This window comes from Streptomyces sp. HUAS TT11 (assembly GCF_051553595.1).
Lineage (GTDB): Bacteria > Actinomycetota > Actinomycetes > Streptomycetales > Streptomycetaceae > Streptomyces.
In genome coordinates this window covers 7,985,620-8,009,311 of the sequence record NZ_CP196184.1, presented here as the reverse complement: position 1 = coordinate 8,009,311, position 23,692 = coordinate 7,985,620, and the positions used below count along the sequence as shown (strand labels likewise).

The window sequence follows — 23,692 nt, the reverse complement described above, 5'->3', positions numbered from 1 at the left end:
TTCGCGGCCGTACAACCTTCTTCGCCCGGCACGGCGGACCGGCTGGGCGGAGCATTGACGTCATCGGGCAGGCTCTGCGCACGCGATTCGCGGACCGCCTCGCAGTGCCTTACGGAAGCGTCCAACGCCCCGTGCCCGTCCTCCCCCACGGTCCGCTCGATCTTCGCGACTAGCGGGCCGCGCTCGGCGAGGGCCTGGGAGCGGATCAGGATCTGACCGGCGTGAATTGCCTGGTGGCGGCCATGACAGGCGAGGAGGCCGATCTGTTCGGCCGTCAGCCGGGGATAGACCCCGTACAAGATCAGACTCTCCGGGACTGCATTTCCGTGGGGCTCCCGAGGTGGCTGGCCCATCGTGTTCATCCTCCTGCAGTGGTTTGCCGGCCCGCCACCGCCTGCTCAACCCACGAGCGCAGGACGTGCGCGGGTGCTGCGCCGGTCTGCCGGGCGACCGACTCGCCATGGTCGAGGACGAGCAGAGTCGGCACCGCCTGCACCTGGAACCGCCCGCTGACCCGGGGGTTCTTGTCGACGTCGACCTTGACGAGCTTGATCCGTCCGGCGAGCTCCCGGGCGACTTGTTCGAGGGCGGGGGTGACCATCCGGCAGGGGCCGCACCAGGTCGCCCACAGGTCGACCACGACGGGCACGGAGGCCTTCTCGACCACGTCCGTGAAGTCGTTGTCCCCCGCGTCGACGATCCAGGGCAGGGGCTGCTTGCAGTGGCCGCACTTGGGGCGGCCCTCTGCGGCCACGGGCACGCGGTTGGTGCGCCCGCAGTGAGGGCAGCTGACGGTCTGCGCCTGCATCGTGCTCATGCCGCCCGCGCTCCCTTCCCGTCCTCGGGCTGGTCGTAGGTGACGACCAGCTCTCCGTGTTCGGCGTCGACCCGGACGATGGCGCCGTCCTGGACGTCGCCGCGCAGCAGGGCGCGTCCGACGAGGGTTTCGACCTCGTGGGAGATGTAGCGGCGCAGCGGCCGGGCCCCGTACACCGGGTCATAACCTTGGTGGGCGATCACTTCCCGGGCAGCGTCGGTGAGTTCGACGGTGATGCGGCGTTCGGCGAGCCGCTGCCGCAGTTCGTCGAACTGCAGCTCCACGATCCGCTCGATCTGCCGCTCGCCGAGCGGCTTGAACAGCACGATGTCGTCGACGCGGTTGAGGAACTCCGGGCGGAAGTGCCCGCGCAGCTCGCCCATCACCAGGGCGCGGGCGTCGGGCTTGATCTCGCCTTCGGCGGTGGCGCCGTCGAGGAGGTGCTCGGAGCCGATGTTGGACGTCATGATGATGACGGTGTTGCGGAAGTCGACGGTGCGGCCCTGAGCATCGGTGATGCGGCCGTCATCGAGGATCTGCAGCAGGGTGTTGAAGACATCGGTGTGGGCCTTCTCGATCTCGTCGAACAGCACAACCGAGTACGGCTTGCGGCGTACCGCCTCGGTGAGCTGGCCGCCTTCCTCGTAGCCGATGTATCCGGGCGGTGCGCCCATGAGCCGGCTGACGGTGTGCCGCTCCTGGTACTCACTCATGTCGAGGCGGACCATGTTCTCCTCGGAGTCGAACAGGGCCGCCGCGAGGGTCTTGGCCAGCTCGGTCTTCCCGACGCCGGTGGGGCCGAGGAAGATGAACGAGCCGATTGGGCGGCGCGGGTCGCGGACGCCGGAGCGGGCGCGAATGATGGCATCGGCGACGAGTTTGACGGCCTCGTCCTGGCCGATGACGCGCTCGCGCAGGATCTCGTCGAGGCGCAGCAGCTTCTCGCGTTCGCCCTCCTGGAGGCGGGCGACGGGGATGCCGGTCCAGGCGGCGACGATCTCGGCGATCTCCTCCTCGGTGACGACCTCGCGCAGCAGCCGGTTCTGCCCTTGTTTGGCAGCCAGTTGCTCCTCCTCTGCGGCGAGTCGGCGCTCCAGGTCCTGGAGGCGGCCGTAGCGGAGTTCGGCGGCGCGGTTGAGGTCGTAGGCGCGTTCGGCCTCCTCCGCCTCGTGGCGGACCTGCTCCAGTTCCTGGCGCAGGTCCTGCACGCGGCGGATCGCCTGCCGTTCGGCCTCCCACTGGGCGTGTTTGGCGTCGGCCTGACCGCGCAGGTCGGCCAGTTCCCTGCGCAGCTCCTCCAGGCGGGCTTTGCTGGCAGGATCGCTCTCCTTGGACAGGGCCGCCTCCTCGATCTCCAGGCGGGTGACACGGCGGGTGAGCTCGTCGAGTTCGGCGGGCATCGAGTCGATCTCGGTACGCAGCCGGGCGCACGCCTCGTCGACGAGGTCGATGGCCTTGTCGGGCAGGAACCGGTCGGTGATGTAGCGGTGGCTGAGGGTGGCCGCGGAGACCAGCGCGGTGTCCTGGATCTTCACGCCGTGGAAGACCTCCAGGCGTTCGCGCAGTCCGCGCAGGATGGAGATGGTGTCCTCCACGCTCGGCTCGTCGACCAGCACCTGCTGGAAACGGCGTTCGAGGGCGGCGTCCTTCTCGATGTGCTTGCGGTACTCGTCGAGGGTGGTGGCGCCGATCATGTGGAGTTCGCCGCGGGCGAGCATCGGCTTGAGCATGTTGCCCGCGTCCATGGCCCCTTCCGCGGCGCCGGCACCTACGACGGTATGGAGTTCGTCGACGAAGAGCAGGATGCGCCCCTGGGCGGCCTTCACCTCAGAGAGCACGGCCTTGAGGCGTTCCTCGAACTCGCCGCGGTACTTGGCGCCGGCGACCAGGGAGCCCATGTCGAGAGCGAACACGGTCTTGTCGCGCAGGCCCTCGGGGACGTCGCCGCGAACGATGCGCTGGGCCAGGCCCTCCACGATGGCGGTCTTGCCGACACCGGGATCGCCGATGAGGACGGGGTTGTTCTTGGTCTTGCGGCTGAGGATCTGGGTGACGCGGCGGATCTCCGCATCACGGCCGATGACCGGGTCCAGCCGCCCGGACCGGGCCTCGAGGACCAGGTCGCGGCCGTACTTCTCCAAAGCCTCATAGGCCACTTCGGGGTTGGCGGAGGTGACGCGCTGGTTGCCGCGGACCTGGGTCAGCGCGCTCAGGAACGAATCCCGGGTCACGCCGTGCTCCTTGAGCAGGCGTCCGGCGGCGGTCGCCGGGCCTTCCTCGGCCAGGGCGAGCAGGAGGTGCTCCACGGACACGTACTCGTCCTTGAGGCGTTTGGCCTCCCGCTCGGCGGCATCGAGCAGGCGGGACAGGCGCTGGGTGACGAAGACCTGGCCGGGTGCCGCGCCGGGACCGGTGACCTTCGGGCGGCGGGAGAGTTCCTCGCGCACGGCCGCGCGCAGTTCCTTCGGCTCGGTGCCGGCCTGTTGCAGCAACCGTGGGATCAGACCGTCCTCCTGATCGAGAAGCGCGAGCAGCAGGTGTTCCCCGTCGACCTCGGTCTGCCCCATCTCGACGGCCGCGCTCTGGGCCTCCTGGAGGGCTTGTTGGGACTTCTGGGTGAGACGGTTCATGTCCATGGGGGTGTTTCACTCCTCGTACCGGCGCGGCGCAGGGCGGCTTCGAGCATGCTGATGCGGTCCAGCAGGTCGAGCACCAGGCCTATGGATGCGTAGTTGAGGCACAGCCCGGTGCGCAGCCGCTGAATACGGGCGAGAGTTACCGGGGCCGTGGCGTCGAACACCAGTCGCCCCGCGGAGTCGCGCTCCGCGTCGACCAGGCCGAGAGCGACGAACCGGCGGATCAGCTCGGGGTGGAGCCCCGAGCGAAGGGCCACGGCGGCCAGGGAGAGCCTGGGGACGGGGACGAGCGCGTACCGTACAGCCGTCGAGGCGGTGGTGTCGGCGCCCGTTCGTACCGGACGGGCGCCCACGCCGGCCCGGCCGATGCCTCCCGCTCCCGCGGGTCGGTCGTTCATCGCGTCCTCCTGGGGTCGAACGAGGAAGTGGCGGCGAGCTCCTCGAACAGTTCGCGCTCCCGGTCGCTGAGCCTGGACGGCACCATGATCCGGAGTTCGGCGTACAGGTCGCCGTTCGCGCCCCGCGGGTTCGGCATGCCCTCACCGCGCAGCCGCAGCCGCCGGCCGCTGGACGAGCCGGCGGGCACCGTGACCTTGGCCGTGCCGCCGCCGGGCGTGGGCACCGGCACGGTCGCACCCAGGGCCGCCTCCCACGGGGCGACCGGGACCTGGACCTGCACGTCATGGCCGTCCAGCCGGAACCGGGGGTGGGGCTGGATACGCACCCGCAGGTACAGGTCGCCTGCGACGGCGTCACCGTTGCCCCGGCCGCCCTCACCCGCCAGCCGGATCCTCTGCCCGTCGGTGACGCCCGGCGGCACCTCGACCTCGTACCGCCGCGGCTGCCCGGTGGGGCCGGCGAGTGTGACGGTGCGACGGCCGCCTCGGTACGCCTCCTCGACGGTGAGCGGCAGTTCCGCCTCCTGGTCCGCTCCGGGGACGCCGCCTCGGGCGGCGCCGGCTCCGAACATGGAGCCGAGCAGGTCCTCGATGTCGATGCCCTCCGCGCCGAAGTCGTCGCCGAAGCCGGTGGTGTACCGGACGCGAGGACCGCCACCGCCTGCGGTCCTCCGACCGCGGAAGCCGCCGCCCGCTCCCGCCGCGACCCGTTCGTCGAAGTCCTCCGGGATCTTACGGAAATCCTCGCCGAAGCGGTCGTAGCGGGCTCGGGTCTTGGGATCGGACAGGACGCTGTATGCCTCGTTGAGGTCCTTGAATCGCTCCTCCGCCCCGGGGTCCTTGTTGACGTCTGGGTGGTACCTGCGGGCGAGTTTGCGATATGCCTGCTGGATCTCGTCCTGGCTCGCGGTCCGTGACACGCCCAGCACCTGGTAGAAGTCCCGTGCCATGACCGGTCACTCCCGCTTCGCGACCGTCACGGCGGCAGGCCTGAGCTGCCGTTCGCCGTCCCCGTAGCCGGGGCGCAGCACCTCGACGACTGTGCCCGGTGGGGCGTCGGGGTCCTGGACGACACCGACCACCTCGTGCCGGGCCGGGTCGAAAGCGACGCCGGTCTCCGCATGCCGCGGGTAGCCGAGCAGTTCGAGGACGTTCACCGCCTGGTCGCGTACGGCCCGGATGCCCTCCACGATCGCGCCCGGATCGGCACCGGCGTGGGTCAAGGCGAGTTCGAGGTTGTCGAGGACGGGCAGGAAGGCGGCCGCCGTGCGGGATCGCTCGACCGCCCGTTCGCGCTCCAGTTCCCTGGCGTGGCGCTTGCGAAGGTTGTCGAGGTCGGCGAGTGCGCGCCGCCAGCGGTCCTCCAGTTCCTGGATTGCGGTCGTGTACTCGTCCTCGGCTGGCGTGGGGCCGGCGGCGTCGGGTCCCGGTTCGTCGTTCGCCGCTTTGGGCCGGGGCGGGCCCGGTTGGGGCAAATCCCCGCGAGGAGGGCGTTCGGCGATTTCCGGGACCGGTTCGACCGGCTCCGACGCGGCCCGGTCGGGTTCCTGGGGACGGCTGGGCATGGCGCGCCTCAGTCCTTGTCGAACTCGGCATCGATGACGTCGTCGTCACCGCCACCGCCGCCCGGGCCACCGGTCGCGCCGCCCCCGGGGGTGTCTTGGCCGGGACCGCCGGTGGTAGTGGCGCCCTGATGGGCCGCCAGCCCGGCGAGCACCTGCTGGAGTTCGGAGGCCAGGGGCCGCACGCGCTCCACACCCGCCTCTTCCTTGACCGCCGCGCGGGCGTCGGACACGAGCATCTCGGCGCGTGCCTTCTCGTGCGCGGGCGCTGCGTCGCCCAGATCGGCGAGGCGCTTCTCGACCTGGTAGGCGACGGCGTCGAGCTCGTTGCGGGCGTCGACGGCCTCGCGGAGTGCCTGGTCCTGGCCCCGGTTGCGCTCGGCCTCCTGGACCATGCGTTCGACCTCACTGCGGTCCAGGTTGGAACTCTCGCTGATGGTGATGCCCTGTTCCTTGCCGGTGTCCCGGTCACGTGCCTTGACGTTGAGGATGCCGTTGGCGTCGATGTCGAAGGTGACCTCGATCTGCGGTTCGCCCCGCGGCGCCGGCCGGATGTCGGTGAGCTGGAACCGGCCGAGCACCCGGTTGTCGGCGGCCCGTTCGCGCTCGCCCTGAAGGACGACGATGTCGACGGCGGGCTGGTTGTCCTCGGCGGTGGAGAAGGTTTCGGTGCGACGGACGGGGATGGTGGTGTTCCGCTCGATGATCTTCGTCATCACGCCACCGCGCGTCTCGACACCCAGCGACAGGGGGGTGACGTCGAGCAGCAGGACGTCCTTGACCTCGCCCTTGAGCACCCCGGCCTGGATCGCGGCGCCCAGGGCGACGACCTCATCGGGGTTGACGGTCATGTTGGGTTCCTTGCCGCCGGTCAGCCGACGCACGAGGGTCTGGACCGCCGGGATGCGTGTGGAACCGCCGACGAGGATGACCTCGTCGATGTCGCTCTCGCCGACCTTGGCGTCGGCCATGGCCTGCTGGACCGGTCCCAGGCACCGCTCCACCAGGTCGCTGGTGATCTGCTCGAACGTGGACCGCATGATCGAGTCGGTGAGATGCTTGGGGCCCGAGGCGTCGGCGGTGATGAACGGCAGGCTCACCTGCGTCTGCGTCACCGAACTGAGCTCGGTCTTGGCCTTCTCCGCCGCCTCGAACAGGCGTTGCAGCGCCTGCGGGTCCTTGCGCAGGTCGATGCCGTTCTCCTTCTGGAAGTCGTCCGCGAGGTAATCCACCAGACGCCGGTCGAAGTCGTCGCCGCCCAGGTGACTGTCGCCGGCGGTGGAGCGCACCTCCACCACGCCGTCGCCGACGTCGAGGATGCTCACGTCGAAGGTGCCGCCCCCCAGGTCAAAGACGAGGACGGTCTCGTGCTGCTTCTTGTCCATGCCGTACGCGAGGGCCGCTGCGGTCGGCTCGTTGATGATCCGCAACACCTCCAGTCCCGCGATCCGTCCGGCGTCCTTGGTGGCGGTGCGCTGAGCGTCATTGAAGTAGGCAGGCACCGTGATGACCGCCTCCGTGACCCGCTCCCCCAGCTGCTTGGAAGCGTCGTCGGCGAGTTTGCGCAGCACCTGAGCGCTGATCTCCTCAGGCGCGTACAGCTTGTCGCGCACCTTGAAGCGGGCCGCCCCGCCGTCGCCCTCGACGACGTCGTACGCCACCGCCTTGGCCTCGTCGGAGATCTCGTCGAAGTGCCGGCCGATGAACCGCTTGGCCGAGTAGATGGTGCCCTTCGGGTTGAGGATCGCCTGGCGCCGGGCCAGCTGGCCCACCAGTCGCTCGCCGGTGTCGGTGAAGGCCACCACGGACGGTGTCGTGCGGTTGCCCTCGCTGTTGGGCACGACGGACGGCTCGCCGCCCTCCCACACGGCGATCACCGAGTTAGTGGTGCCCAGGTCGATGCCCACTGCCTTGGCCATGAAGATCTCCTCCTGGTGCGGCGGCCTGCGCCGACTCTCCGAATCACGTTCGTTCAGGTGTGGATGGGACCTCCGCCGGTGGTCTGCAGCGCGCTGATCAGCTGCACAGCCTCGTCAGCACCACGCGACCTCCTACCGGCTCGGCTGCGTCGAACGGAGCGAGGAGAAAGCCTGGCGGCGGCCCTGCAGCGGCATGCCAAACAGCGCGCCGACGACAGCTCCGAAGATCAGTCCGCGCAGAGCGAGGAGCCGGAGACGACGGGGTCGAGCCAGTTCACGAGGCCGAACAGCCGTCCGGTCAGGACACCTGGGAGCGCACCGCTCGCCGCCCCGTGAAGAGCGACCCTGCCATAGTCCATCCGGCCGATCACCTGCTCGACCAGGCGCACGTCCGGGCCGATGATCGCCACCCCCTCCACGGAAAACCCATGGTCAGGGAGGTGGTCCACGGCGCGTTCGGCTTCCCAGTACGTCTTGTACGAGGCAGCCGGCCTGCCATGCTGCTCGGTCATCGCCCAGCCCTTCCTGCCGGTGCGCACGGAGGGGTTCGAACACTCCCCAGGGTGGCGAGCCGATTGGCTCCACGCCTGCGCCTGGCGAGTCAGAAATGCGCGGGTCCGGTCGCCCCACGAGTACTAGAGGAAGAATCCCCATATCTCGGATGAGCCTGCCCGAGAGCGGGTACCCGGAACACCGCTCGCCTCCCTAACGGCTCGGGAGAACGGAGTGATCCATGTCCGGCAGTCGGGTATACAGCCTGTCCCGTCGCTCTGACCGGGAGGCGGGTCTCTCGTGGGGCGGCGTCGGGCGGCCCCACATGGCCGTGCGGAGAGGGCCCGGTCCGCGCGTGTCAACCCCAGCCGACCATGCCCTCCACGAACTGATGGTGCTCTCCAAGGCCCTGTTCGACACCCTGGACGAAGGCGAGATTTTGCGCCTGGCCATGGACCATATAGCCGCCGCAGGGCGATACAGCGCCGAGGCCGGATACCTCAGAGTGGACGGCGACCTGGTCCCCAGCGCGAGGAACGGGCGGATCCATGCCTTGGCCGTGGAGCGGAGGGTGCGGGAGCTGGCCGGGCAGGACGGCCCTGTGACCGTGTCCGGCCGGCCCTGGGGCTGGGCCCTGGGGTTGCGCGGACTTGAGAGATTCCACGGTTACCTCGTGGTTACATCCCGCTCCCAGCCCACCGAGGCTGAACGCTCCCTGCTCCTCACGCTCATCCGGCACACCGCTGCTGCTCTGTCAGTCGCCTTCGCACACCGCCGCCGGCAAGAGGACGCGCTGGCGCTGCACCGGCTCAGGGGGGAACGCACAGCCCTCCAGCGGCAGCTGATCTCCGTCGTGGCTGAGCTGGGGTACCAGCGAGCCGTTCACGCACTCATGGCCGACGTCGCTGCCTCGGGCGGCGGTGAAGAAGCCATCACCCGCGCACTGCATGGGCTGACTGGGCTCCCCGCGGTGGTCGAGGACCGCTTCGGTCGACTGAGGTCCTGGACCGGCCCCAACCGCCCCGACCCCTATCCGGAGCCGGACCCCGTGCGCCAGGACGAAATGCTGCACGCCGTCGCCCGGGAGGCCGGGCCGGCTCGGATGAAGGACCGGCTGATCACGCTGATCCGCCCGCACGGCAAGATCCTGGGCGTGCTCGCCCTGGTCGATCCCCGGGACGAGGCCGACGAGCACACCGTGCTCGCGATGGAACAGGCCGCCACGGCGCTCGCCCCGGAGCTAGCGCACCTGCGTAATCTGGCCGAAGTGGAGCTGAGGCTCCACCGCGAGTTGGTCGACGACCTTCTGACAGGGACGGACGAGGCGAGCGCCTACGCCCGGTCCGAGGCAGTCGGACACGACCTGCACCGGAGCCACTACGTCGTCGTGGTGCAGTGGTCGAACCGGACTGCGGACGATTCCTTCGCGCAGACCGTGGGTCGGGCGGCCTCCAACGTGGGCATGCGCTCGCTGCTGACCCGACGTTCCGACCACGTGGTCCTGGTCGCCGACGACAGGCCGCACGCCCGCGCACTGTACGAGGCACTCGCCCGGGAGACCGGAACACGGTCCGGGGCGATCGGAGTGAGCGCCCCTTGCGACTGCCTGGACGACATCCCTCACCGCTACCAGGAGGCCCAGCGTGCCCTGGAAGTGCGCCGCTACTCCTGCGAGTGCTACGGCACGACGTTCTTCGACGAACTCGGCCTCTACCGCATCCTGGGACCTGGCAACGATTACCAAGAACTAGAGACGTTCGTCCACGAGTGGCTCGGGCAGCTCATCGACTACGACTCCCGGCATCACACGGCCATGGTGGAGACCCTGTCCCGGTACTTCGACTGCGGCGGCAACTACGACGAGACGGCCGAATCCCTCGCGATCCATCGCAGCACGCTGCGCTATCGGCTCCAGCGCATCCGCGACATCAGCGGCAAAGACCTCGCTAACGTGGAGGATCGGCTCAACCTCCAGGTGGCGACCCGGGTGTGGAAGATCGTGCTGGGCGGACCCGGCTGATGCCTCGCGGGAACTGTTGTGCGAGCGGTCTAGTGGCAATGGGTCGGGCTGCCGTGCTACAGCGCTGTAGCGGGTGGCCGGCCCTTGTGCGCAGCCAGATGTCGAGGTCAAGGGCCACGGCGTGGTGTCGCCGTGCTGGACGCCGTGGGCTGCGTGGAAGGGGTGTATACGTCGCCTCTGAGGCGGCAGGTTGGCATACCAAGGGACATTTGCCAGGCCCGGCGGCCCACCCGATGCCCGCTACACCAGGTTCCGCCGTCGGCGATCTCGTGACTTTGTGCGCTCTCTGCGCCCCGGTAACGACATAGCCCTGGCCATGGAGCTGCACCAAGCGGGGCCGCTTCGAGCCTCCCACCCCCGGCATCAAGCGCCGACTACCGGGCTGGGCCTTCAACTGCCCCTTCGGTGTGTGCAGTAGGCGTAGGTCGCCAAGGCTCTGGGGTGTCATCACTGCGGCAGCCGTGGGGGGATCGCGAAGCCATCGTGTGCCCCACGTGAGTCGATCGCTCAACCGAGACTGACGCCCTCAAGGCCGGGCCCCCCGTACCAGCGGAGCCGAGCTAGAAGAAGGACTGGGTCAGGACAGCCCGGTGGGCCGTCGACCCGGTGAGCACCGAGAAAGGCACCAGGAGGAGCGGGATCGGCGCTGGCCAGGACTACGACCAGTTCGAGCGAACGGAAGGCCGATAAGCGGCCCCCGGTGCCGAGGCAACCGGAAGGCCGCTCAGTCGCGGCCGGTCCCCGCTACGAGCCGCTCGTCACCTCGGGCACGTTGTAGCCCTCGAGCCGGAGCCTCGGCCGCGCTGCGTCCACATGCGCGGGCCACGTCGCGGTGATCGTCCGGGATTCTCCGGGCAGGAGCCACAGGTAGTTGTCGCTGTACTCGGCGGGCAGCACCCGGTGGCCCGACGGGGTGTCCACCAGTGAGACGCGCAGCATGGCCGCGACCGACGAGCCCCGGTTGGTCACTCGCGCGGTCAGCTCGCGCCGTCCGTCGGACCCGCTGTGCGAGCCGGCGACGTCCACCGCGACCCTGGTCTGCCGTGCCTTGTTCAGCGCCTGCATGGCCTCCGGGGTCGTGTACCGCCAGTAGGTGTTCTCCGCGAGCGTCTTGCCGTGCTCGTCCATGAGTCGCAACTGCAGCAGGTACAGGTCGGGCAGGGGGCCGTTCGGGTCGGCGATGAACGCCTTCGCCGTCGCGGACGGCGCGATGTCCACGGTCGCCTTCTGCTCGCCGGCCACCTGGCGGCCGTCGAGGTCGTACCAGCGGGCCACAACAGTCGCCTGACGGATCTCGCGCGGGGTGTGGTTGACGGCGATGACCTGCCCGTCGACCGGGCTCGCCTGCACATGGACGGGCTCGGCGGCCTTGCGGGAGCCGTAGTAGGCGCCGTTGACGTCGAAGTCGTAGTCGTAGGTCTGCCAGACCGTGCTGTACCAGGCGGGGTGGGACATCCACAGCAGCAGGGCGCTCGCGTCGTCCCACAGCTTGGCGTTCCACGCCTCGAACATGGCGCGGTGGTTCTCGTAGTTGAGGAACTGCGCCTTGCGGCAGAAGTCGTCCAGGTCCTTCGCGGTACCGAGCCGGGACTCGATCGCCGCGCGGTAGTTCTGCGGGGCCTGGTTCCCCTTCGTGCTCCAGTCGTGGTAGTACCAGGCGCCGCCGATGGGCCATTCGGGCTCGTCGCGGACCAGGCGGCGCACGGTCTCCGCCGTGGAGACGACCGGCATGCCGATCTCGGTGTGGAAGCCGTAGTTCTTGCTGCCGTAGGTCGTGGCGGAGAAGTACTTCTCCGGCTCCACCCAGCCGTAGGGACCGCCGCCGGTGACGATGCCGTCGGCCGAGTTGTTCTGGTACAGCACGCCGGGTGCCCCGGAGTGGACCGCGTCGCGCATGCCGTCGTCGATCGCGGCGGGCGGGTTGCCCTCGTTGGCCCCGCACCACACGACAACGCTCGGGTGGATGCGGTAGCGGAGCACGACGTCCCGAGCCGTACTGTTGAACGCGTCGTGGTCCGGGGGGTCCATCGCCCAGGCGTTGGGGAAGTCGTTCCACACGAGCAGGCCGTGCTGGTCGCAACTGGCGTAGAACTCCTCCCGGTTGCTGCTGCCCACCCAGTTGCGGATCATCGTGAAGTTCATGTCGCGGTGCATCCGCACCGCCGTGTCCATGCGCTCGGCCGGCATCCGGCGCAGCAACTCGTCCCAGCCCCAGTTGCCGCCCCGGCAGAACACCCGCACACCGTTGACACTGATCTTCAGCGGCGCGATCGAGTTGTCGACCGACTTGACGTCCTTCCAGTCGGTGCCGTTGTCGGAGACCTGGATCGTGTATGTCCGCGCGTACGCCTGCTCCCAGGTGATCGCCACCCGGTCGAACCGTTCCGGGGAGCCGAGGTCGAACCGGATCCAGCTGTCGTCCTCGTAGATCGAGGTCCACCGGGTGTTGACGTCGCCGTCCACCGCGTTGCCTGCGACCGTGCCCTCGCCTTCGGAGGAGGCGGTCGCGGGCTTGCGCAGCGCCAGATTGGTACCCGGTCTGCCGCTGTCCACGACGGCCAGGTCCCACATCGAGAAGCCCCAGCCGGTGGCGCGGGTCCGGCAGAACACCCGCATGTAGCGGGCGGTGACCGCGTCGAACTCGACGTTCTGCATGCTCGCCGAGCCGGAGGTGTTGAACGGCAGCGGAGCGGCGGCGTTGTCGACGTCGCGCACGTCGGTCCACGCGGAGCCGTCCTCGGAGACCTGGACGGTGTACGTCTTCGCGTACGCCTGCTCCCAGTTGACGGCGATCCGGTCGAAGGAGACAGAGGAGCCGAGGTCCACCTGGACCCACTGCTCGTCGTCGAAGGAGGACGACCAGCGGGTGTCGCCGTTGCCGTCGGTGACGTTGCCCGCCCCGCGCGAGGGGTCGTCGGTGGAGGACGCCGTCGCCTTCTTGCCGAGGGCCAGGTCGTCGCCGGGCGTGGTGCTGTTCAGGACCGACAGGCTCCACATCGAGGAGCCCCACTGGGTGGCGCGGGTGTGGCACAGGATGCGGATGTAACGTGCCTTCTGCCGGGGGAAGTCCACGGTCTGGGTGAAGATGTCGCTGCTCCACCGGAACGTCATCGGCACTGCGCCGTACTCGTAGCCGAACTGACGTATGCCGAAGCGGGTGGTGCGGCGGTCGCTCTCCCGGCCGTCCACGGACGCGGTCAGGGTGAGGTCGTGCAGGTGCGGCTCGCCGTAGCCGTTGGGCCACCACAACTCTGGGTCCCGCAGGCGCAGTTGCGGGAAGTCGGCGGGGGCGAAGGCGACTTCCGTGCTGGTGCCGCCGGCCACCGTCACGGTCCGGGTGACCCGCACCCGGCCGAACGCGGCGGTCACGGTCACACGCTTGTCGCCGGAGTCGGCGTTGCGCACCGGGACCACCACGGTCAGCTCCGCGGTGCCGGTGTCGGGCAGGTCGGGCAGCAGTGTGTCTACCCTCGGGTCGCCGATGACGGCGGCGCCGGTGGAGCGCAGCCGGACGTGGTTCCAGATGCCGGCCGCACGGTCGCGCACCGCCGGCATCCAGTCCCAGCCCGAGGAGGCAAGGTAGGTGGGCGAGTTGCGGTTCATCATGTTGGCGCCCGCGTCCACGAACGCGAGGCCCGCGGGGCCCTTGTCCGTCGGACTGCCGGGGAACGGCATCGGGGTGATCTTCACCGCGAGCGCCTGGCCGTCGGACGCCAGCAACTGGGTCACGTCGTAGGAGGCACGCGAGAACGGGTTGGTGAAGGAGCCGGCCTTCGTGCCGTTGAACCAGACCTCGGCCTCGTGGTTGACGGCGTCGAACTCCAGCCAGACGTGCCGTTCCGAGCCGGTCTGCAGTCCCTTGGGCAGGGCGAACTCGCGCCGGTACCACCAGGAGTGCCGGGACAGGGCCTCGGGCACGTGCAGATTGTTGAACCCGGACACCGGGTCGGGCAGATGGCCCTGGTCCACCAGCGAGGTCAGCACGGTGCCGGGGACGGTCGCCGGGAGCCAGCGGCTCGTGTCGTACGCGGTGCGGGACAGGGCGGCACCGTCGGCGCCGGCCCAGTCGTCCATGGTCAGGTCCCAGCCGGACTCCAGCGGGACAGTGCCGTCGCCGGCCACCTTCAGCGGCTCGGGGTGCCGCTCACGCACGCCCCAGTCGGTCCAGCCGGTGACCTCCGGGCGCCGCGTGCGGCAGCTGCCGTAGACCTGAAGTCCGTTGAGGCCGAGCGGGTTGGCGTTGGAGCGCTTGTCGACCGTCATGCGGACCCAGCGTGCGGTGACCGCCTTCGGCAGGACGATCTCCATCTCGCCGCCCTTGCCGGAATCCGTGTGGTACACCGCCGTCCAGGTCTTGCCGTCACGCGAGGTCTCGATGACGAAGTCCACGGCGCAACTGGACAGGATCTCCTGCCCGGTGGTGTTGTCGCGGGGGCTGCCGGTCGGCGATTCCGTGAACGTCGGATCGTCCGAGGTGGCCTCGAACACCAGCCGCACGGAGGTGACTTCGCACAGCGCCTGGAGGTCCACCTTGATCCACTGCGGATCGCCTGCCGCCGCGCGCCAGCCGCTGCCCCTGACCCCCCGCACCGCGAGGCCGTCCACCGCGAACTCCGCGGGCGTGGGGGCGTAGTCGGTCGAGGACACCGAAACCGGCCGGTATGCGGCGAGTTCGCCCGACGGCGTCTCCCGGTCGGGGTGACCGGCTCCGGCCGTGGCGGCGGAGGCGAGCGGCCCCATCCCGAGACCGAACCCTGCCAACAGGGTCGACCCCGCCGACAGTACGGCACGACGGGAGGGCACGGAGGACTGATCCGGCATGAACATGGCTCCGATCAGGCGAAATCCAGGGAACGGCGGACTGTGGAACCAGGATGACAACGTTGCCACCCCTCGACACGCTGCCGAACACTGCCGCCACGCAACGCGACTGTCAAGACATCGGGCACGCTTTGCTTCTATTAAATTAGGAATACATCGCGGCAGTGCTTCGGCCAGGCGCACCGTCTTCGCCGTGATGCCGTAGGTCCCCGCACCGGCCGCGAGAACCGTCCCGGGAGGGCCGCGGACAGCCACAGCAGCAGGCCCTTGTCGTCGGCGAGCGCGGGGAAGAGCAAGCCGTGGCCCGAAGTTTCCCGCCGCAGTTGCGGCGTGTTGTCGTCGACTCCACTGCTCACGCCCTCTTGTTGAGCATGTCGTTGATCTGCAGCCCCTCCGCCGGCGTGATCCGGCCGTGCGGAAGGTCGACTCCCAGTGCCTCGGCCAGTTGCCGCTGATGGAGGTCGAGGGCGGCTTCGACCAGGTCCGCGAGGGCCGCGCCCGAGGCTCGGCCCCTGTGCCGGCCGACGAGGCCCAGGACCGCGCCCACCGGCAGCGCCGGCCACCAGACCAGGCCCAGGCACAGGGTGAGGAGCCCCCACGCGGTGGTTTCCGACGAACCCTGGTACCGGGAGTACGCGGAGCTGATCAGCGGCCTGGTGGTCTCCGGCAGGAGGAGCCACAGCCGGGGCCACGCCAGGGCCGCCGAAAGCCCGTACTGGGCGTCCACCCGTTCGTCGACCAGTCGGAAGCGGTCGCCGATGTCCGTGATCCGCGCGGGAAGGTAGCGCTCCGGACCGGTGCCGCCGGCCCGCTCTCGTGCGGCGCGGGCCCTCTCCCGCCGCCACCTCACCCAGCGCCGGGGACGGCGGGCGACCCGCACGCGCCGTACGGCGGCCGCGAGCCCCTGCACGACCAGTCCCGACACGGTGGCGGCCAGCAGGGCTCCGGCCACCGTGAGGGCCGTCGCCGCCGGACCGGTCGTCATCCGTTCGCCGAGACGTGTCAGTTCGTCGGCAAGGTGCGCCGAGTCGAGTGCCGATCCCTGCCCGAGCAGCACTCCGCACACGGTGGTGGCGACGAAGAGCAGTCCGGGTAGCAGCAGAGCGCCCATCCAGCGGTCGGCGAGCTTCTTGCCCAGCTCTGCCAGGACAGTGTTCATCGTCAGGGCTTCGCGCGCAGGATCATCGGCGCGTCGTCGACCTGGCAGCGCGGCTCCCTGCCGGACTCGTCCGCCTGCGACCTGCGCGAGCAGCGTCCCGTCGGGCATCGGTACTCGCCCCGGACGACCACCGGATCGAAGCCGAAGTCGTCGAGAGCCGTCAGATCACCCGTGTGCTTGTCCGGTTCCGCCCGGGACGGATAGCCCAGACGACGGCACACCGGGGCAGCGGGTTCGCCATTCCGTACCGCGGCCAGTGCCGCGTCGATCCAGGCCAACACCTCTTCGTCGCCGAGCGCGCCCGCGCGCAACTCCGGCGCGACGGCGCACAGCCACCCGGCCAGGGCTCGATCCTCGGCGCTGGGCAACGCGGCCTTTCCTTCCTGTCGTGGTCACAAAGGTCCTGATCTCCTACGGTAGTTGTGGACGCATCGCTACGGGGGACAGTTGCGTGGACCTGGACGAAGCCGTGGACGCGGTACGGGAACGGGTGAGCCGATGGGAACACGGCGGCGACCCGGACGCGGTGACGGGGCCGGGTGTGCTGGCCCCGGCGGGGCGGATCTGGCGGACCGTCCTGACCGGGCAGGGCACCACCGTCGGGGCCGTGTACGCACTGGCCGGCCTGCACTGGGCGCGCACGGTGGCCCTCGGCCAGGACGGACCCGTCGATGACCTGTGGGGTGCGCTCATGCTGTACGGCGCGATCGAGGGCGCCGAGTCGGTCCGGGTGCCCGACGAGGTGCGAGCGCTGCTGTCCCGCAACCCGCGGAACTACGACCCTTCCTTCATCGGCCCGGAGCAGTGGGGGCGCCGGGCGATCCTCCTGCTGAAAGAGGTACAGGTCGACGAGGACCTGAACAAGCTCGACGAGGTGATCGAGCTCTTCAACGGCACGGTCGAGGCATACACGCCGGACCACGAGTTCTGGGCCGGGGACCTGTCGAACCTGAGTCTGGCCCTGCACATGCGGTACTTCCGGCGTGGTGACCCGGCGGATCTCGAGCGGGCGGAGCAGGCGGCGCGAGACGCGGTGCGCGGCACCGAGCCAGGGGACCCCGAACTGCCGCTTCGCCTCGACAATCTCAGCGCTGTGCTCCAGTACCGGGCCGGGTTCACGGGTGACGCCGTCGCCTGGGCCGAGTCGGTCCGGCTCAGTGCCCGTGCCGTGCGGACGACTTCGCCGGAACACCACTTGCGTGCGATGTTCGAGGAGAGACTCGCCTGCGCGCGCCTCGGGCGCCATGAGCTGACCGGTGACCCGGGTGAACTGGACCAGGGCATCGAGGAGCTGGAGCGGGCGCTGGCGCGGACTCCCGAGAACGACAGGGGCCTGGCCACCCGGAGAAGCCGCCTCGGGGGCGCGTACCACTCGCGGTATCTCCTCACCCGGGACCCACGCCCGCTGCACCGAGCGATCGAGTTGCTGACGCAGGGCGCCGACGCCACACCGCTCGCATCGCCCGACCGGGCCCCGTCTCTGGCCGGCCTGAGCAAGGCCCTGCTGAGCCGGTTCGAGGAGACCGGCGTCGTCCAGGACCTGGACGACGCTCTCCTTGCGGGCGAGAGAGCCGTTGAGGAGGGCCCGGGCGAGGAAGCGGGGACAGCCGGCCTCGCACGCCGTGCGGATCATCTGCACACCCTCGGGCGGGCGTTGTTCGCCGCGTCCGAGTACACCCACGACCGGTCCTTTCTCGACCGGGCCGTCGAAGCGTTCCGTGAGGCGGTCCGCCCCCGGACGGCGAGTGCGGATCTGCGGCACCACCCGGGGGCGCCGGCCCATCTCACAAGTCTCGGCGAGGCGCTCATGGCCCGGAATTTCGGATTACTCGGGCAGGTCACGCCCTTCGGCCTCACCGACCTCGTCCACGAGACGGCACAGCTCGAGTGGGAGCGCAGGAGGGCGTCCGGGGCGGTGCCGGATGCCGCCGACCTCGAGGACGTGAGGGAGGCGTACGAGTGCCTGCTGCGCGCCGTCGAGCAGACCGGCCCGCACCATCCGGACCTGGGCGGCCGCCTCCGCGGCCTGAGCTCCCTCTCGTACAGCCTCTACCGTCTCCACGACCGGCGCGGCGACGCCGACCGGGCGCTCGAACTCAGTGAGCGGGCCGTGCGGGTGACTGCGCCGCGGCATCCGCAGCGGGCCGACGCGGTGCTGCTGCTTGCTTTTCTGCTGGCCGAGCTGGGCGGGGCAGCAGAGACCGACCGGGCCGTGACGCTGTGGGAAGGGCTCGTCACCGACCCCTCGGTACCTCCCTCGTCCCGCGCCTCGGCCGCTGCTTACGCGGCGCGGGCACGGTGCCGGCGAGGTGCCTGGGACGCGGCCGTCAAGCTGTACGCCCAGGCGCTCGACATTCTGCCGTCGCTGGTGTCCCCCGCCCAGGACACCCGTGCGCAGGAGGAGTTGCTCACCCTCTGGAGCGGACTCGCCGGGGAGGCCGCAAGTTGCGCGGTCGCCGCCGGGGACCCGGATCGGGCGGTGGAGCTGCTGGAACAGGGGCGAGGCGTGCTGTGGTCCCAACTGCTCGACTCACGTACGGAACTGGGCGCTCTGCAAGTCGTGGAGGCGGATCTGGCCGAGCGACTGACCGTCGTCGAAAGGGAGTTGAACACATCACCCGAAGCGGGCGCCGCCGAGCCGTGGTGGGGCCGGATCGCCGACCGGCGTCTGACGCTGGCCGCCGAACGCGAAGACCTCGTCGCCCATATCAGGACATTGACCGGCTTCGAGGACTTCCGACGCCCCGCAGGCATCGAGGAGCTGCGCCGGGCGGCGGCCGGCGGTCCGGTCGTGCTGGTGGTGTCGAGCCAGTGGCGCACCGACGCGCTGATCGTCACCACGTCCGCCACCCGGACGGTCCCGCTCGATGTCGGCTATCCGCAGATTCTGGCCAGGACAGAGCGCTACCTGACGGCACTTCAGCGGTACGAGACCGGACCGCGCGACGCGCTGGCCCAGGTCACGCTCAATCTCATCGTCACCCGTACGCTGGAATGGCTGTGGCGGGACATCACCGAACCCTGCTTGCGGGCACTGGGGTTGACCACCCGACCACCCACAGACGGTAGCCTCCCCCGCCTGTGGTGGTGCCCCACCGGCCTGCTCGCGCTCCTGCCCCTGCATGCCGCCGGAATCCCGGACTCCGGCGCCGGTACCGCCGACGCGGCCGGGGATTGCGTCCAGGACCGGGTGACGCCCTCGTACACGCCCACCCTGCGCGCCCTGCTCGACAGCCGTGCCGACGCCCGTTCCTCCGCACCGGGGGACGGAATGCTGGCGGTGGGACTGCCGTCGACACCCGGCTACGGTCCCCTGCCCCAGGTCGAGGACGAACTGGCCGTACTGAAAGCGGCGTTCCCCACATCGACCGTGCTCCGTGGTGAGCACGCGACCCGGCGGTCCGTACGCGCCGGGCTGCGCACACACCGCTGGGCACATCTGAGCTGTCACGGCGGCCAGGACCTGACACGGCCCTCGCAGGGGGGCGTGGTGCTGCACGACGCGGTGCTGACCGTGGCCGATCTGCGTGCCGACCACTACGCCCACGGCGACTTCGTCTTCCTCTCCGCGTGCCAGACCGCTCTCGGCGGAGCCGGGGCCCCCGACGAGGCCATGGCCGTCACCAGTGCCCTCCAGTACACCGGGTGGCGGCAGGTCGTCGGCACGCTGTGGTCCGTCGGCGCCACCACGGCCGCCGAGGTGACCGCGGACCTCTACGCCACGCTCGCCTCCGACGGGACCCTGCACACCGGCGAGGCGGCACAGGCCCTGTACGAAGCGGTCCGGGGACTGAGGAGGGCCGGCCACCCGCCTCGTGTCTGGGCGCCGTTCGTGCATTCGGGGATCTGATCCACCATCGCGACGAGAGGAACACCATGCACCCGGAACACCGAGGCACGGCACAGCCCGGGCAGGACCACGTACCACCGGACGGGGGCCCGCGCGGCGAGCACACCCCGGATCTGCCACCGGAGACCGTCCAACGACAGCGACTCGCCCAGCAGTTGTTCGACCGCGAGCTGTACGAGGAGGCGGAGCCGGTGATGCGGGACCTCCTCGCCGACTACGAACGCCTCCTCGGCCCCGCTCACCCGATGACGGTCGCGCTGTACGACGCGCTGGGACACGCCCTTTACCAGCGGCGCCATCTGCCCGAAGCGGAGGCGATGCACCGCGAAGCCTACGAACGCTCGGCACGCCACTTCGGGGCCGACGCCCCTGACACGCTCGCCTACGCGCACAATCTCGGGGCGGCACTGGTGATGGGCGAGGAGTGGGAAGAAGGGCTCGCCCTCATCGGACGGACGCTGGAAGGCCGCGACGCGGTTCTGGGCCCCGGCCACCCCGACTCCCTCGAGACTGCCTCGCTCCTGGGCTCCGTGCTGTTCAAGGCGGGTGACCAGCAGAAGGGCTACGATCTGCTCAACCGCGCGTACACCGGCTACCAGCGGGCCCTGGGCGCGGACGACCTCCAGACGCTCGCCGTGGGCGGCAATCTGGTGGCCGCGCTGCACACCCTGGGACATCGGCACGAGGCCGGACTGCTGCTCGTCGACATCCTCCGGCACTACGTGCGCACCCTCGGTCCCCATCACCAACTGACGCTGGAGACCCAGCAGCGCCTGATGAGGATGGGCTGGCACGTCAACATCAACATCACCTGAGACGGCGAGCGGAACGACCGTGCGGGCGCCTCGTTGCCGTCGGGGCGACAAAGGCCCTCACGCGGACGGGACCGGAGTCCCCGACGGAACGGGCAGCGTCCGTCCCAGGCGGCCGAGTGGTGACAGGGCCATCAGCGCCGGCGACACCAGCATGCCCAGGGCTGTCACCAGGAGACTGGTGCGCGTCCCCCAGGCTTCCGCGAGAAAGCCGCCGAGGAGCGAGCCGAGCGGGGTCAGCCCCATCCCGACAAAGTTGATCGTCGCGGCCGCGCGGCCTTGCATGCCGTCCGGAGTGACGGTCTGCCGGACGGCCATGACCGTGACATTCACCAACTGACTGAACGTTCCGAAGACGAAGTTGACAGTAAGGAGCGCGGGAACCGTCACCACCGAGGTGCCGTGCAGCGCGGGCACGAACAGGAAGACGCCGTCGCCGAGTGCTGCCGCGGACACGAGCACAGCGCCATGCCCGAAGCGGCTCGGTAGGCGGGCGGCCAGCAGCGAGCCCAGGAGCGCGCCCGGCCCCGTCGCCGCGAGCGCCAACCCTACGGCGGTGCCCGACAGGTGCAGGTCCCGAGGCAGGAACAGCAGATAGACGGTCATCACAGCCGCGAAGAAGAACTGGAAGGCGGCTGATGCCAGGCACACGGTCCGCAGCGAGGCATCGCCGGCGACAAAGCGGAGGCCCTCGTGGATCCGCCGCCAGACCCGAGGAGGTCGTTCCGAGCGTTCCGGGATGGATTCGCTGCGGTCGATCCGCCGGATCGACAGGAACGACAGCGCGAAGAACACTGCGCTGGATGCGACCGCGATCGGCGCCGACAGGACGGACACCAAGACACCGCCGAGGGCGGGACCGCCGATCTGCGCAGCGGACCGGCTGCCCTCGAGAGCGCTGTTCCCCCGCACCAACTGATCGCGCGCCACCAGCCGTACCAAAGACGCCTGGTAGGCCACGTCGAAGAACACGGACAGAGCCCCGACCGCGAAGGCAACCACGAACAGCGCGGGCAGGCCGAGTCCGGCGAGGAGACCGGTCACGGCTGCGGCGCCGAGGGCCAGGGCACGACCGGCGTCCGCCAGCACCATCAGTGTGCGGGTCCGCCACCTGTCCACCCACGCGCCGACGAAGAGCGACAGCAGCAGGATCGGCGTCTGCCCCACTGCGCGCAGGACGCCCAACTGGCCGGCACCGGCGTGGAGTGTCAGGACGGCGAAGAGCGGCAGAACCACCAGGCTTGTGTGTTCGCCCAGTTGGGAGGCCGTCTGACCCACCCAGAGCCTGCGGAAGTCGGCGTCCCGCCACAAGCGTGACGGAACAGGTCGACCGGGATCGGACACAGCAGAGGAAGAGGACGGCACAGGGACCTCTCGGATGACCGAAGACGAGACCCGCCAACCGGCGCACGACAGGCGCACCGACCATGTCAGACAGCGGGGAAAGGACGGCTCGCTGTGCCGCGCATCAAAGGGCAGCACGCGATGACAGGCCGCTCACGGCCTCACAATGTCAACGCGCGCTCGGACGACCGACCATGTCTTCACTCCTCGTGGGGCACTCGCTGCGCAGACACTAGCTCCCGCTCGCCGGCGCACGAAAGGCAATTAAGGCGCGCCCGCAGGACCTCCCCTACCGCTACGGTCTCCGGGTGACCGAACTCGACACCTTGCACGCCACCAGCAAGGCCTACGACGCCATCGCCCCCACCTACGCGCAGCTGTTCCACGACCCCCTGCACGACCGCCCTTTGGAGCGTGCCCTCCTGAGTGCCTTCGCGGAGCTGGCGCGGACGAGCGGGGACGGAGCGGTCGCCGACCTCGGCTGCGGACCGGGCCACTTCACGGCTCACCTCCACGGGCTGGGCCTGAAAGCGTTCGGCGTCGACGCCTCCCCCGTGATGATCGAGCTCGCTCGCGAGGCCAACCCCGGGCTGCGGTTCGAGGTCGGCTCGATGGCCGCGCTGGACATCGAGGACGGCGTGCTCGGCGGGGTGCTCTCGCGGTGGTCCGTCATCCACACGCCGCCGAAGGACCTGCCCGCCGTCCTGGCCGAGATCGCCCGGGTTCTGGCTCCCGGCGGCCACCTGTTGATCGACTTCCCCGCGACTGACGGCCCCCACAAGGAGACGCAGGCCTACGACCACACGGTGGTGACGGCCTACCGCTGGTCCCCCGATCTCTTCGCCGAGCTTCTGCGCGATCACGGGTTGGCAGAGTCGGCCCGCCTGGTGATCGAGCCCAAGCCCACCGACCAACGGCAGTTCCAGGAGGTCCAGCTCCTCGCATGTAAGGCCTAGTACCGCAAAAGTCTGTGCCGTGACGGGTGGGCGGCTTCCGGTGCTGGGGCCGCGTCGCCTGTCGCGGCTGGCGCGGGCTTGGTGTTGTCGGCGGTGTCGCCGGTGCGACCGTGCAGGATGTGGTCGCTGGCGGCCGGTCTGCGGTGAGTGCGCCGGGCGATCAGTCGTCTGAGCTCGGGCAGGCTGAGGGAGACGAGGTCAAAGGATCCGTTTCTGCTCTCCCGGCATCCAGCTCCCGGGCCCGAAGGACGCTCAGACAGGCACGGGCGGCCACGGCCGGGGAACACTGACGCGCTCGCGACGAGCCGCCGGACGTCACGGGCCCACATCGGGTTGACGGTGATGCCCACCGTGGCGTCGGCCACCGGCCGGTGCCGGCTCACCCGCCGGCCGCCGGCGTACTGCTCACCCATCGCCCTCCCTGCCCGCCGCCGTCGTGCGCGCGCCGTCTCTGGGGTGCGCGTTTCCGCAGTAGCTGACGAGGGTCACCATCGTCATCCGGCAGGACCCGCCTGGCCGCCCCCGGCTTGACGCATGCCGATATCGGCATATGATTGCTCCATGGCACGAGCAGCGACGACGTCGGACGTCTTCAACGCGATCGCCGAGCCGCAGCGCCGGGAGATCCTGCTGCTGCTGCGGGCGGGTGAGCGGCCGGTGACCGAGTTGGCACAGGAGCTGGGGATGACCCAGCCCGGAGCGTCCAAACACCTGCGGGTGCTCCGGGAGGTCGGACTCGTGCGGGACCGCAGGGCAGGCAAGCAACGCCTGTACGGCCTCGACGCCCGCGGGCTGCGACCGGTTCACGAGTGGACCGGCGGGTTCGAGCGGTTCTGGAACGAGAGCTTCGACCGGCTGGACGAGTACGTGCAGGACCTCAAGCAGGCAAGGCAGGAGGAGTAGCTG

The 23,692-nt window shown here is 70.0% G+C and carries 16 protein-coding genes; 5 read left to right on the top strand and 11 right to left on the bottom strand.

Annotated elements, in window-relative coordinates; genetic code table 11:
• Positions 1-358: 358 nt before the first annotated feature.
• From trxA to ACSHXN_RS35915, 7 genes are all read right to left on the bottom strand, one after another.
• Positions 359-817, bottom strand: coding sequence for a thioredoxin (trxA, locus tag ACSHXN_RS35945; protein ID WP_331268625.1), 459 nt, complete (start codon positions 815-817; stop codon positions 359-361).
• Positions 814-3,453 (bottom strand): ATP-dependent chaperone ClpB, encoded by a 2,640-nt coding sequence (gene clpB, locus ACSHXN_RS35940; RefSeq protein WP_355130219.1) that lies wholly within the window; start codon positions 3,451-3,453, stop codon positions 814-816. Before clpB ends, trxA begins: the two co-directional genes overlap by 4 nt.
• Complete coding sequence (locus ACSHXN_RS35935; RefSeq protein WP_331268623.1) at positions 3,444-3,851, bottom strand: chaperone modulator CbpM; 408 nt, start codon at positions 3,849-3,851, stop codon at positions 3,444-3,446. The genes clpB and ACSHXN_RS35935 overlap by 10 nt, the downstream gene beginning before the upstream one ends.
• Positions 3,848-4,801 carry a J domain-containing protein gene (locus ACSHXN_RS35930; protein WP_356292238.1) on the bottom strand — a complete coding sequence of 318 codons (954 nt, stop codon included), beginning with the start codon at positions 4,799-4,801 and terminating at the stop codon, positions 3,848-3,850. The genes ACSHXN_RS35935 and ACSHXN_RS35930 overlap by 4 nt, the downstream gene beginning before the upstream one ends.
• Positions 4,802-4,807: 6 nt before the next feature.
• Positions 4,808-5,416, bottom strand: coding sequence for a nucleotide exchange factor GrpE (locus ACSHXN_RS35925; protein WP_355130223.1), 609 nt, complete (start codon positions 5,414-5,416; stop codon positions 4,808-4,810).
• Positions 5,417-5,424: 8 nt separating this feature from the next.
• On the bottom strand, positions 5,425-7,332 hold the full coding sequence (gene dnaK, locus ACSHXN_RS35920; RefSeq protein WP_355130225.1) for a molecular chaperone DnaK: 1,908 nt from the start codon (positions 7,330-7,332) through the stop codon (positions 5,425-5,427).
• Between the two features lie 227 nt (positions 7,333-7,559).
• Positions 7,560-7,844, bottom strand: a complete 285-nt coding sequence (locus ACSHXN_RS35915) for a general stress protein (RefSeq protein WP_355130227.1) — start codon at positions 7,842-7,844, stop codon at positions 7,560-7,562.
• Between the two features lie 305 nt (positions 7,845-8,149).
• Between ACSHXN_RS35915 and ACSHXN_RS35910 the strand changes: the two genes are divergently transcribed.
• Complete coding sequence (locus ACSHXN_RS35910; RefSeq protein WP_438305149.1) at positions 8,150-9,844, top strand: PucR family transcriptional regulator; 1,695 nt, start codon at positions 8,150-8,152, stop codon at positions 9,842-9,844.
• Positions 9,845-10,588: 744 nt separating this feature from the next.
• On the opposite strand, the gene ACSHXN_RS35905 is transcribed toward ACSHXN_RS35910, so the two are convergent.
• The 3 genes from ACSHXN_RS35905 to ACSHXN_RS35895 all read right to left on the bottom strand — a co-directional run bounded on the left by ACSHXN_RS35905 (position 10,589) and on the right by ACSHXN_RS35895 (position 16,192).
• A complete protein-coding gene (locus ACSHXN_RS35905) occupies positions 10,589-14,665 on the bottom strand; it encodes a discoidin domain-containing protein (RefSeq protein WP_438305147.1) in 4,077 nt (1,358 codons plus the stop codon).
• A gap of 352 nt (positions 14,666-15,017) precedes the next feature.
• Positions 15,018-15,824 carry a hypothetical protein gene (locus ACSHXN_RS35900; protein ID WP_355130231.1) on the bottom strand — a complete coding sequence of 269 codons (807 nt, stop codon included), beginning with the start codon at positions 15,822-15,824 and terminating at the stop codon, positions 15,018-15,020.
• A gap of 2 nt (positions 15,825-15,826) precedes the next feature.
• Positions 15,827-16,192: a hypothetical protein gene (locus ACSHXN_RS35895; RefSeq protein WP_355799757.1), complete on the bottom strand. Its 366-nt coding sequence runs from the start codon at positions 16,190-16,192 to the stop codon at positions 15,827-15,829.
• A gap of 83 nt (positions 16,193-16,275) precedes the next feature.
• Between ACSHXN_RS35895 and ACSHXN_RS35890 the strand changes: the two genes are divergently transcribed.
• Both ACSHXN_RS35890 and ACSHXN_RS35885 read left to right on the top strand, forming a co-directional pair.
• Positions 16,276-19,674, top strand: coding sequence for a CHAT domain-containing protein (locus ACSHXN_RS35890; protein ID WP_438305145.1), 3,399 nt, complete (start codon positions 16,276-16,278; stop codon positions 19,672-19,674).
• A 26-nt stretch (positions 19,675-19,700) separates the two neighbouring features.
• Positions 19,701-20,489, top strand: a complete 789-nt coding sequence (locus tag ACSHXN_RS35885; RefSeq protein WP_438305143.1) for a tetratricopeptide repeat protein — start codon at positions 19,701-19,703, stop codon at positions 20,487-20,489.
• Between the two features lie 57 nt (positions 20,490-20,546).
• Here ACSHXN_RS35885 and ACSHXN_RS35880 read toward each other — a convergent pair whose 3' ends face one another.
• Positions 20,547-21,851, bottom strand: coding sequence for an MFS transporter (locus ACSHXN_RS35880; protein ID WP_438305141.1), 1,305 nt, complete (start codon positions 21,849-21,851; stop codon positions 20,547-20,549).
• Positions 21,852-22,138: 287 nt separating this feature from the next.
• On the opposite strand from ACSHXN_RS35880, the gene ACSHXN_RS35875 reads away from it, so the two are divergent.
• Together ACSHXN_RS35875 and ACSHXN_RS35870 are read left to right on the top strand one after the other, a co-directional pair.
• Complete coding sequence (locus ACSHXN_RS35875; RefSeq protein WP_355130241.1) at positions 22,139-22,786, top strand: class I SAM-dependent DNA methyltransferase; 648 nt, start codon at positions 22,139-22,141, stop codon at positions 22,784-22,786.
• 561 nt (positions 22,787-23,347) lie between these two features.
• A complete protein-coding gene (locus ACSHXN_RS35870; RefSeq protein WP_355130243.1) occupies positions 23,348-23,689 on the top strand; it encodes an ArsR/SmtB family transcription factor in 342 nt (113 codons plus the stop codon).
• Positions 23,690-23,692: the final 3 nt, after the last annotated feature.

Bases quoted from the DNA above. Each gene is read 5' to 3' on its own strand.
- trxA (WP_331268625.1), bottom strand. From the start codon at position 817: ATGAGCACGATGCAGGCGCAGACCGTCAGCTGCCCTCACTGCGGGCGC.
- clpB (WP_355130219.1), bottom strand. From the start codon at position 3,453: ATGGACATGAACCGTCTCACCCAGAAGTCCCAACAAGCCCTCCAGGAG.
- ACSHXN_RS35935 (WP_331268623.1), bottom strand. From the start codon at position 3,851: ATGAACGACCGACCCGCGGGAGCGGGAGGCATCGGCCGGGCCGGCGTG.
- ACSHXN_RS35930 (WP_356292238.1), bottom strand. From the start codon at position 4,801: ATGGCACGGGACTTCTACCAGGTGCTGGGCGTGTCACGGACCGCGAGC.
- ACSHXN_RS35925 (WP_355130223.1), bottom strand. From the start codon at position 5,416: ATGCCCAGCCGTCCCCAGGAACCCGACCGGGCCGCGTCGGAGCCGGTC.
- dnaK (WP_355130225.1), bottom strand. From the start codon at position 7,332: ATGGCCAAGGCAGTGGGCATCGACCTGGGCACCACTAACTCGGTGATC.
- ACSHXN_RS35915 (WP_355130227.1), bottom strand. From the start codon at position 7,844: ATGACCGAGCAGCATGGCAGGCCGGCTGCCTCGTACAAGACGTACTGG.
- ACSHXN_RS35910 (WP_438305149.1), top strand. From the start codon at position 8,150: ATGGCCGTGCGGAGAGGGCCCGGTCCGCGCGTGTCAACCCCAGCCGAC.
- ACSHXN_RS35905 (WP_438305147.1), bottom strand. From the start codon at position 14,665: ATGCCGGATCAGTCCTCCGTGCCCTCCCGTCGTGCCGTACTGTCGGCG.
- ACSHXN_RS35900 (WP_355130231.1), bottom strand. From the start codon at position 15,824: ATGAACACTGTCCTGGCAGAGCTGGGCAAGAAGCTCGCCGACCGCTGG.
- ACSHXN_RS35885 (WP_438305143.1), top strand. From the start codon at position 19,701: ATGCACCCGGAACACCGAGGCACGGCACAGCCCGGGCAGGACCACGTA.
- ACSHXN_RS35870 (WP_355130243.1), top strand. From the start codon at position 23,348: ATGGCACGAGCAGCGACGACGTCGGACGTCTTCAACGCGATCGCCGAG.